Raw genomic sequence first — 7,832 nt, 5'->3', positions numbered from 1 at the left:
ACATCTCCGTCCCGACCCTTGGCTGAGCCGACACGGTAGGTGGATGGTGGCAGCGCTGCCACCTCGGGGGTGGGTCAAAAGCGTTGGCCGGTACTGGGTCACTTTACTTGGCCATTAACACGTGGTGGCCATGACGAGCTGATCGGTTTCCTGAAACAACAGAAGATCCCCGTCCTGGCGGTGCTGGAGCCAACAGCGGATTTCCATCGTCCGATTGCCTATTGGTTGGCGCAGGCCGGTATTCAGGTGCATCTAGCCTCGTCCCTTGCCTGCGCTCGCGTGCGGTAAGCGCTGTATACCTCGTGGGACAAGCATGACCGCAAGGATGCGCGTGTCTTGATGTACCTGCTGACCCACGGCATGGTGCAGCCATTTCACGATCCGCTGCGCGAAGGGTTCTTTGACATTCAGGAAATTTCAAATACCTATCAGCAGATTTCGCGGGCGCGCTCCCGCTGCCAGCACAGCCTGGTCAACCACTACCTGACCTTGTACTTTCCGGAGATGGAACGCTACTTGAGCACCTCTCGGGCCATCTGGTTCTCTCGTTTCCTGCTAGCCTTCCTGACCCCCGCTAGCATCATGGCATTACGCCGCGAGGCCTTTGTCGAGGCTGCCTGGGAGTGTGTCGGTCGCAAGGTCGCCAAGCAGCAGTTTCTGGAAGGCCTCTACGAAACGGCCCACGCCAGCATGGGTCTCCCCGTTGCACCAGACTCGCCAGCGATCGGTACCTTCCAGCTTCAGCTAAGGCGCTATCCTCACGCTGACCGAGCAACGCCAAGCGCTGGAGACTCAGGCGGCGGCATACCTGAGCGATAACGCCGACTTCGTACGGCTACAGACGCTGCCTGGAGTTGGACCGATCATCGCCTTGATGATCCTGGCGGAGAGCGGGGATCTTCGGCGCTTCTCGCACCACCGCCAGTATTTGAAGTTCTGCGGCTTCAACCTGGCAGCCTCGCAGAGTGGCAATACCTGCAGCCGTTACCGACTGGGTAAACGTGGAAATGCCCGGCTTCGTTATGCCTATTGGCTGGCGGCCACGGTCGCCATTCGAATGCGTGAGAACAGCTTTCGCGGCAAGTTCGAGCGTTACAGGCAAGCGGATCCGACCAATGCCGACCTGAAGCGCAAGGCCCTCACCGCCGTCGCGGCTAAGATGGCCCGCGTCGCGCATGCCCTGATCAAGCAAGAGGTCGACTACCGGGGCTATCATGAGTATGGCATTCCTGGCGGCGGGACAGCTCTCGCGAGGCCGTAGGGCCGCAAGGACCCCGTAGATAATGGTCGTGCCCGCCCGCCAGGATGCCATGAGCCTCTGTTAAGCCCTGTCGGGCCAAGCTGAACGGCTTGGACCCCTGTCACTATGGTGTGCCACTGCTCCGAGACATGGCGGGCTGCCAGGAATGATTCCCTTGCCGATGCCTGGGCTATGCTGACATTGGCAAGGGCCTTTTTGTCCATGATGCTGCCACTTACGCAGGTAGCCCGTTGTCCAGTGTTATGGTCTTCACCGCTCCGCGGTGACGCTTCAACAACTGGATCATGGACGCCTTCGTCAACTCCGCCGAGATCTTGGGCAGCCGTGCCTCCAGCAGGTAACCACTATGACGCTCTACCAGCGTGACTAGCCCTGATTGCTTGTGCCCCTGGATCAAGGTGTCGCCCTCCCAGTGGCCAATGAAGCGCCGGTCATCGACCTCAGCCGGGCGATGCTCGATGCCCACCCGGTTGGGAATCATGCCAAGCCCTGCGCTCTTGGCCTGGGCCCGGTGCTTGCTGCGCCGTTTGGGCTGACGGAGATGCTGCCAGAGATCGCCACCCTGCGCCGTGTCATCCCAGATCAAGGAGTAGATCCACTGATGACTGACGCCTACGCCGGCCAAGAGCGCCATGAAACCGCTGATCTGCTGGGGGCTCCACTCCTCACGCAGCCGGTCGGCAACGGCGGTGATCATGCTGGGCAAGCGCTTCGTCCACTTCCAGGCGGTGCGACGCCGGTGATCACTGAGGGACTGGGCTTGACATCTACATTGACGGATAAGGCCTGGGGCCCGACACCTAATCAATATCAGTAACTGTGTCGCCGATTCGTAAACCACCCCAATTGGCGAAACCAGTTCCGATTTCAATTCGCAGACAATGGTGTATGATGCAATCAGATCAAGGTTATCTTTGCGTAGTTCCAGATAAAGCCTTGATGAAAGCACGCTATGGCAATAAATGCTTGTCTGTCAAATATTTCCAGCATAGAACCGGACAAGTACTAGTTAATAAACACAAGTAATTTGGCAGAATTATTTATATGCTTTATACAACTTCCTCATAAATTCCCATAATATAACACTGCTAGGATACTCATCGTGCGCTCGGGGCTCACGTCTCAGATAAAGCTCCAAAGTTTGTTCTGTCCAACCCATTTTTTTTAAAAAATATTTTTTATCCGTATGTAATTCTTTTTCGGTGGGATAAGGTGAACTCTCTAAAATTTTAAGGGCCTCTTCTCGACTTATTTGGTTACTCATAACCAGAGTGGCGAGATGCAGCTTCCTTTTATCCACATCGAATTTCTCAGGAAGAATGTAACCTTGGTAAAATCGGGTAAACACAGATTCGTAATGCTTATATGGATATCGTTTATAATTATATTTTTCTTCCAGCAAGTCCATAGCTTTAGTTTTTTGATAATCATAATAATCAAGGTACGGAACCCACTGAATACCGTAAACTAAACGGTTAATTAGGTAATCAACTATTCCAATCGATGGGAAGGTTTTTACCTTCACTCCACCGCGCTTTCCAAGAGCCTTTATATTCTTTTTATCCCACTTCTTCCAGTTCCAGTCTTGCGGCATTGGCATCCCTTCCGTGGCGGAGTTGCTACCACTCAGAATATACTTTATACCGTACTTCCTCGCCTGATTGTAGTTGACTGCCAACATTGCGTTATCGTACAAAAGCTCAACGTCAATAACGTCAGCATCAAAAAACGATTGCATGAGATTCCGATATTCTGGCCAATTTATCACGTGAGTATGAAGATCAACATTAAGTCCAGAAACCAGATTTTTAATATTGTTTGTGGCCAACTCGGAATTCCAGTTATTGTCCATGTGGACTGCTAATGGTCTAAGTCCCTCTTGCAAAGCCAGATGAAGAGCATAAGAGCTGTCCACACCTCCCGAAAGCCCCATTACACAGTCATAGGGCTTTCTTTTCCCTGCAGCTTTTACCTCCTTGATGAACTGTTTTCGCCTGACAGAACGTTCCTCTTCCGACTCAAACACAACATCATTTACATGGTTTTCAAAGTAAGTGCAGTAGTTGCAGATACCGTCCTCATCAAATCTAATGTCTTTTGCCGTGGTGTCCATGACACAGCGGATACATATCTGATGGTTGGTTGATGCCATAATATATTAACTCCGAAACAGAGATTCGAGGACTGAGTAGCGAGGGTAGCTGATGAGGACGGCGCGATGGGGCCCTTGAAACACAAACAGGCTACCAGCCGCCACTGCGGACGCACCGGACTCTACCACAGAGGCCAGATGCTCGAGTTTTCCAGCTCCTCCGAGGGCAATCACCGGTACCGAGAGCGCCTTAGCCGCTGTCGCTATCAGCTCGTTGTCATAACCCTGCTGCGTACCGTCCCTGTCTACACTATTCAGTAGAATTTCACCTGCTCCAGCATCAACGAACTCCTGCAGTTTATCCAACCAGGGAGGGTCGAGTTTTTTCCGTTTTGCAGCTGACCATATTTTTGCCCGTCCCCTCCAATCTCGTTTGATATCGACTGAAGCAATAACACTTTGCGAACCAAAGCGCTGGGCAATATCTGAAATAAGTTCTGTATTATCGAGAATTGCAGTCTGGAGAACGACTTTTTCTAACCCAAGTGAAAAGAGCGTACGCGCCTGCTTTACAGTTCGAATCCCGCCTCCATACGCAAGAGGCATGAAGCACTCGGAAGCAAATTCAGCAATCGCATCGTAGTCCGGCTCTCGACCCTCACGGGAGGCATCAATATCCAACACAACCAACTCATCCACTTCTTTCTCATTAAAAATGCGAATAGCATTTACTGGGTCACCCACATACTTCGGCTGTTTGAATTTGGTGGTCTTTACTAACCCACCTTTACTCAATAGAAGGGTAGGTATCACACGATGACTTAACACCTCACACCTCCAGGAAGCGGCGGAACACTTCCATTCCGAACCGGTGACTTTTCTCTGGATGGAACTGTAGCCCCCAAATATTCTCGCGATGAAAACCCGCCACGAAATCATGACCATGATGGCAAGTTAAAATGACGTCCTCCTCCCGCGCGCAACTAATATAATAAGAATGCACGAAGTAGAACCTCTTCTCGGTATCCGTCTCATCGCTGACCAGTTCATCGCACGTTGATACCACAACACGGTTCCATCCCATGTGGGGAACTTTAAGTCCGCTGTCAGCAGAGAATGTAAATCTGCGTGCCGACGCATCTATCCAACCGAGTCCCGGCCTTTGACCCTCTTCGCTACTATTACACATCAACTGCATGCCAAGGCAAATTCCGAGAATGGGTGTACGTTTTGTTTGCACACACTCCACCAATGCTGGAATCCAGCCACCCTCTTCTAGGCAGGTCATGCCATGGTCAAATGCGCCAACACCCGGCAATATGATTTTTACATCACATTTCAGCTGATCTGGCGAGATTACAATATCGGCTTCTCCACCGACGTATTCGATCATGTTTGCTACGGAAGCAATATTACCAGCGCCATAATCAATAATTTGTATCGTCGAGCGTGTCGTCAACGGAAACAGTCTCCCTCAAAAATTCCAACAGGCTCTCTTCGGGTTCCACAGCGTGCGTTTCTTGCTGGGCTTCCAGAGCGTTTACAATCCACTGCTCAATGTCAGGCACACTTTGTTTAACCAAGCTTGCGATACCAATTTTCCTTTCCTCTTTAAATAATGTCTCTAATTTTTCTCCTGGTCTTAAAAAGGGATTGAGAATCGCTGATGGAACTCCGTACCAAGCTGATTCGGTGACCACTGTACTCATGTCTGTTATGTGAAGCTGGGTACGCTTCAACACGACAGGCAGGGGCAACCGGCTAGCTTCTTCCCAGTCCACCCCCTCGAGCTGACCAAACTCTCGGCGAAGAAACTCACGTGTCTCGCGGCCTTCAACGCCATGGAGTTGGACCGGATGAAGTCGCAGCATCCAATTGTAGCGCTGATGAGTTCTTTTAATGACCTGGACGAGGGCTTCACACATCACGTTGTTGAATTCAGTGTCGTAGTAGTAGTGCTCTTTTAAACCCCATTGCAATGATATAAGAATTGCGGGCTTGCCGTCATTGCAAATAACACCTAGGTCCAATGCCTCATTGACGAGATTGTCGCTTGGAATTCTATCTTCGAATCTTTTAAACCATGGATTTCCCAGAATGCGGACCTGAACCGCGCGCTTCGGCGCCCATGAAACAAGAGATTCAGCGCTCGCTCTGTCCCAACAGAGGATACCACTTGGTAGTTCATCATACGGTATTTCTTTCGGTAAAACATTGCCATACCACCAATGATCAGGGGCAATGACCCCGTGTTGGTAATCATAAACAGATATATTCACCGCCTTGCAAGCAGCACACAAATACCGATTAGGTTGAATACCAATGACCACTTGCGGCTGTGCTCGATTCAGTATTCTCTCCCATACTGCGATGCTGGCTTCACGTTTGTAAGCAAGGGCACGGCTATGGCCCACGACCCGCGCAAGAATCGCCGAGACTAGAGCGATTCGAAGAAAAGTTCGGTTAAATGCCAATGGGTCGTTGTGGGCAGAAGCACCACTAAATCGGCTAAAAGGCGATGCAATACTCAAACTCTTTATACCATGGTATAGAGCGAAATCTGCTAATGAATCTATAATTTGTGAATAAATACGTCCGCGATATCTGTAGCCGCAGTCCGAATCATGCCGTATCAATAGCAAAGGAGATCTTCTTATATTTGAATATTTGCTCTGATGAAAGCCTAGAGCAATGATAAAATGATAAATCTTGCTAATTTTACGCATATTTATCTAGCATTAGTTGACTAAGTTTGAAATCCATCTCTTCATCTATATCAATAGAATGCTCCCTTGACATTATATAAGCCAAAGTCTCATTACTTAAGAATCCATTCATTCGAATGAAAGCATCATAGCGCGCAATATAGATAGCTCCATTCAACCGATAATGTTTCTCATGATCCTGGCTCAGTTTCTCCTCACGGATCTTTTCTGCGAAGTCTCGCATTGACAAACTCTCGTCCAGAGCTCCGCACCAAGCGATGGGATGATCTAGTTGACATACCGAAATCACCGCTGGTGCTTTTGAAGCGACATAAAGGTCATGAGCGTCATCAATATCATTAGCGGTCCGCAAAGGGGATGTAGCCTGGAGTAGGCAAAGGGTATTGGGGTGAACCCCCTGAGCCTTAATAAAGTGAATAGCATGCATGATTACTGCTGAGGTCTTGGCCGTATCCGTCGCCAACTCGAAAGGCCGGTCGATTACGGCATCCACACCAAGTTCAAGAGCCAATGACAACACAGCGGGATCGTCGCTGGTAACAATCACGGTACCTATGGCTCGACTTTGCTGTGCAGCCTCAATGGTCCACTGGATCAGTGGTTTACCTGCCAATTCACGCATATTCTTGCCAGGCAAACGCTTGCTGCCGCGTCGAGCAGGTATGATCGCGTGAGACTTAAGTGAATCGATATTACCGGCCATGTAGCTGTCCCTCAACATCCGCCTGTGCACGCTGAAAATCATCAACTTGACCAATATCTAACCAGTACCCTTTCAGTGGATAGAGGTTGACCCCGTTACCATCAGCCATTTGCTTCTCCAGCAATGTTGGCATATCAATTCGTGTTCCTGGGGTTACGCTCTTAACAAGATCGGCAGCAAGCAGATAGATCCCCGCATTGATATTGAAAGTATACACCGGCTTCTCGACTATAGCTTTGGCACGTTGACCGTCAGCTTCGATAACGCCGTAAGGCACCTGATAATCGAACTCGCGCACACACATGGTGGCCTTACCACCATGCTCCTCATGAAATGCTAATAGCGCTAAGAGGTTGAGGTTAGTGAGTATATCTCCATTCATCATGAACAACGGCAGGTCGATCTCATCATGAGGCAGCAGCCCCAGCGCCCCCCCAGTGCCAAGAGGGATTTCTTCATAAATATACTGAATGCTAATATTCCACTGGCTGCCGTCACCGAAGTGATCGCGAATCTGTTCCGGCATGTAGTGCGTGGAAATATAGAAGCGGTGAAAGCCCGCGTTGACGAAGCCTTCGAGAATCAGTTCGAGGATCGGTTTATCACCGACCCGCAACATCGGTTTGGGACAGGTATTGGTCAGGGGGCGTAGCCTCTTGCCAAATCCCCCGGCCATCAGAAATACCGGGTTGTCCTGGCGCGGCTTCTGCAGTAAGCCATGCAGTGTCTCCAACCCGATGAGGACGTTATGGTCGTCGACGATGGGAAGCTGCAGCAGCTCGTGCTGCTCCATCCAAGCCAGCATTCGGGCCTTGCTCCAGTCCTGATATGCCACCTTGGGGAGGCGGAACATGATCTCCTCGACGGTCGCATCCATTGTTTGCTTGTCCAACAGAGCACGTCTCACGTCGCCATCGGTCAAAGTACCGAGCAAGCGTTGTTGATCATCGACGACCAACGCAATGCGCAGGGCTTCACGATCCAACACTTTGATCGCTTCGCCTAGAGTCGTAACGGGGCTTACGAGAGCGCGTTCCCATTTCTTCATCG

At 50.4% G+C, this 7,832-nt stretch carries 9 protein-coding genes; 2 read left to right on the top strand and 7 right to left on the bottom strand.

What is annotated here, in order from left to right:
- The first annotated feature begins 339 nt into the window (after window positions 1–339).
- Window positions 340–819 carry a hypothetical protein gene (locus tag DU490_RS17675; protein WP_114575039.1) on the top strand — a complete coding sequence of 160 codons (480 nt, stop codon included), beginning with the start codon at window positions 340–342 and terminating at the stop codon, window positions 817–819.
- The gene (locus DU490_RS17670) at window positions 755–1,261 is read left to right on the top strand and encodes a transposase (protein WP_114575038.1); all 507 of its coding nucleotides are present in this window, start codon (window positions 755–757) and stop codon (window positions 1,259–1,261) included. Before DU490_RS17675 ends, DU490_RS17670 begins: the two co-directional genes overlap by 65 nt.
- Window positions 1,262–1,475: 214 nt before the next feature.
- Here DU490_RS17670 and DU490_RS14760 read toward each other — a convergent pair whose 3' ends face one another.
- From DU490_RS14760 to DU490_RS14730, 7 genes are all read right to left on the bottom strand, one after another.
- On the bottom strand, window positions 1,476–2,102 hold the full coding sequence (locus tag DU490_RS14760; RefSeq protein ID WP_258801679.1) for an IS30 family transposase: 627 nt from the start codon (window positions 2,100–2,102) through the stop codon (window positions 1,476–1,478).
- A gap of 195 nt (window positions 2,103–2,297) precedes the next feature.
- Window positions 2,298–3,413, bottom strand: coding sequence for an N-acetyl sugar amidotransferase (locus tag DU490_RS14755; RefSeq protein WP_114575037.1), 1,116 nt, complete (start codon window positions 3,411–3,413; stop codon window positions 2,298–2,300).
- 6 nt (window positions 3,414–3,419) lie between these two features.
- On the bottom strand, window positions 3,420–4,181 hold the full coding sequence (locus DU490_RS14750; protein ID WP_114575036.1) for an AglZ/HisF2 family acetamidino modification protein: 762 nt from the start codon (window positions 4,179–4,181) through the stop codon (window positions 3,420–3,422).
- Window position 4,182: 1 nt separating this feature from the next.
- Entirely contained in the window at window positions 4,183–4,812 is a 630-nt protein-coding gene (gene hisH, locus DU490_RS14745; protein WP_220270512.1) for an imidazole glycerol phosphate synthase subunit HisH, read from the bottom strand.
- Window positions 4,781–6,079 (bottom strand): hypothetical protein, encoded by a 1,299-nt coding sequence (locus DU490_RS17035; protein ID WP_147270471.1) that lies wholly within the window; start codon window positions 6,077–6,079, stop codon window positions 4,781–4,783. Before DU490_RS17035 ends, hisH begins: the two co-directional genes overlap by 32 nt.
- Window positions 6,072–6,782 (bottom strand): cytidylyltransferase domain-containing protein, encoded by a 711-nt coding sequence (locus DU490_RS14735; RefSeq protein WP_114575034.1) that lies wholly within the window; start codon window positions 6,780–6,782, stop codon window positions 6,072–6,074. The genes DU490_RS17035 and DU490_RS14735 overlap by 8 nt, the downstream gene beginning before the upstream one ends.
- Complete coding sequence (locus tag DU490_RS14730; protein WP_114575033.1) at window positions 6,772–7,830, bottom strand: nucleotidyltransferase family protein; 1,059 nt, start codon at window positions 7,828–7,830, stop codon at window positions 6,772–6,774. Before DU490_RS14730 ends, DU490_RS14735 begins: the two co-directional genes overlap by 11 nt.
- Window positions 7,831–7,832 lie beyond the last annotated feature (2 nt).

It is taken from the genome of Halomonas sp. DQ26W (genome assembly GCF_003339685.1).
GTDB lineage: Bacteria > Pseudomonadota > Gammaproteobacteria > Pseudomonadales > Halomonadaceae > Halomonas.
This window is presented reverse-complemented; position numbering and strand designations above follow the sequence as displayed.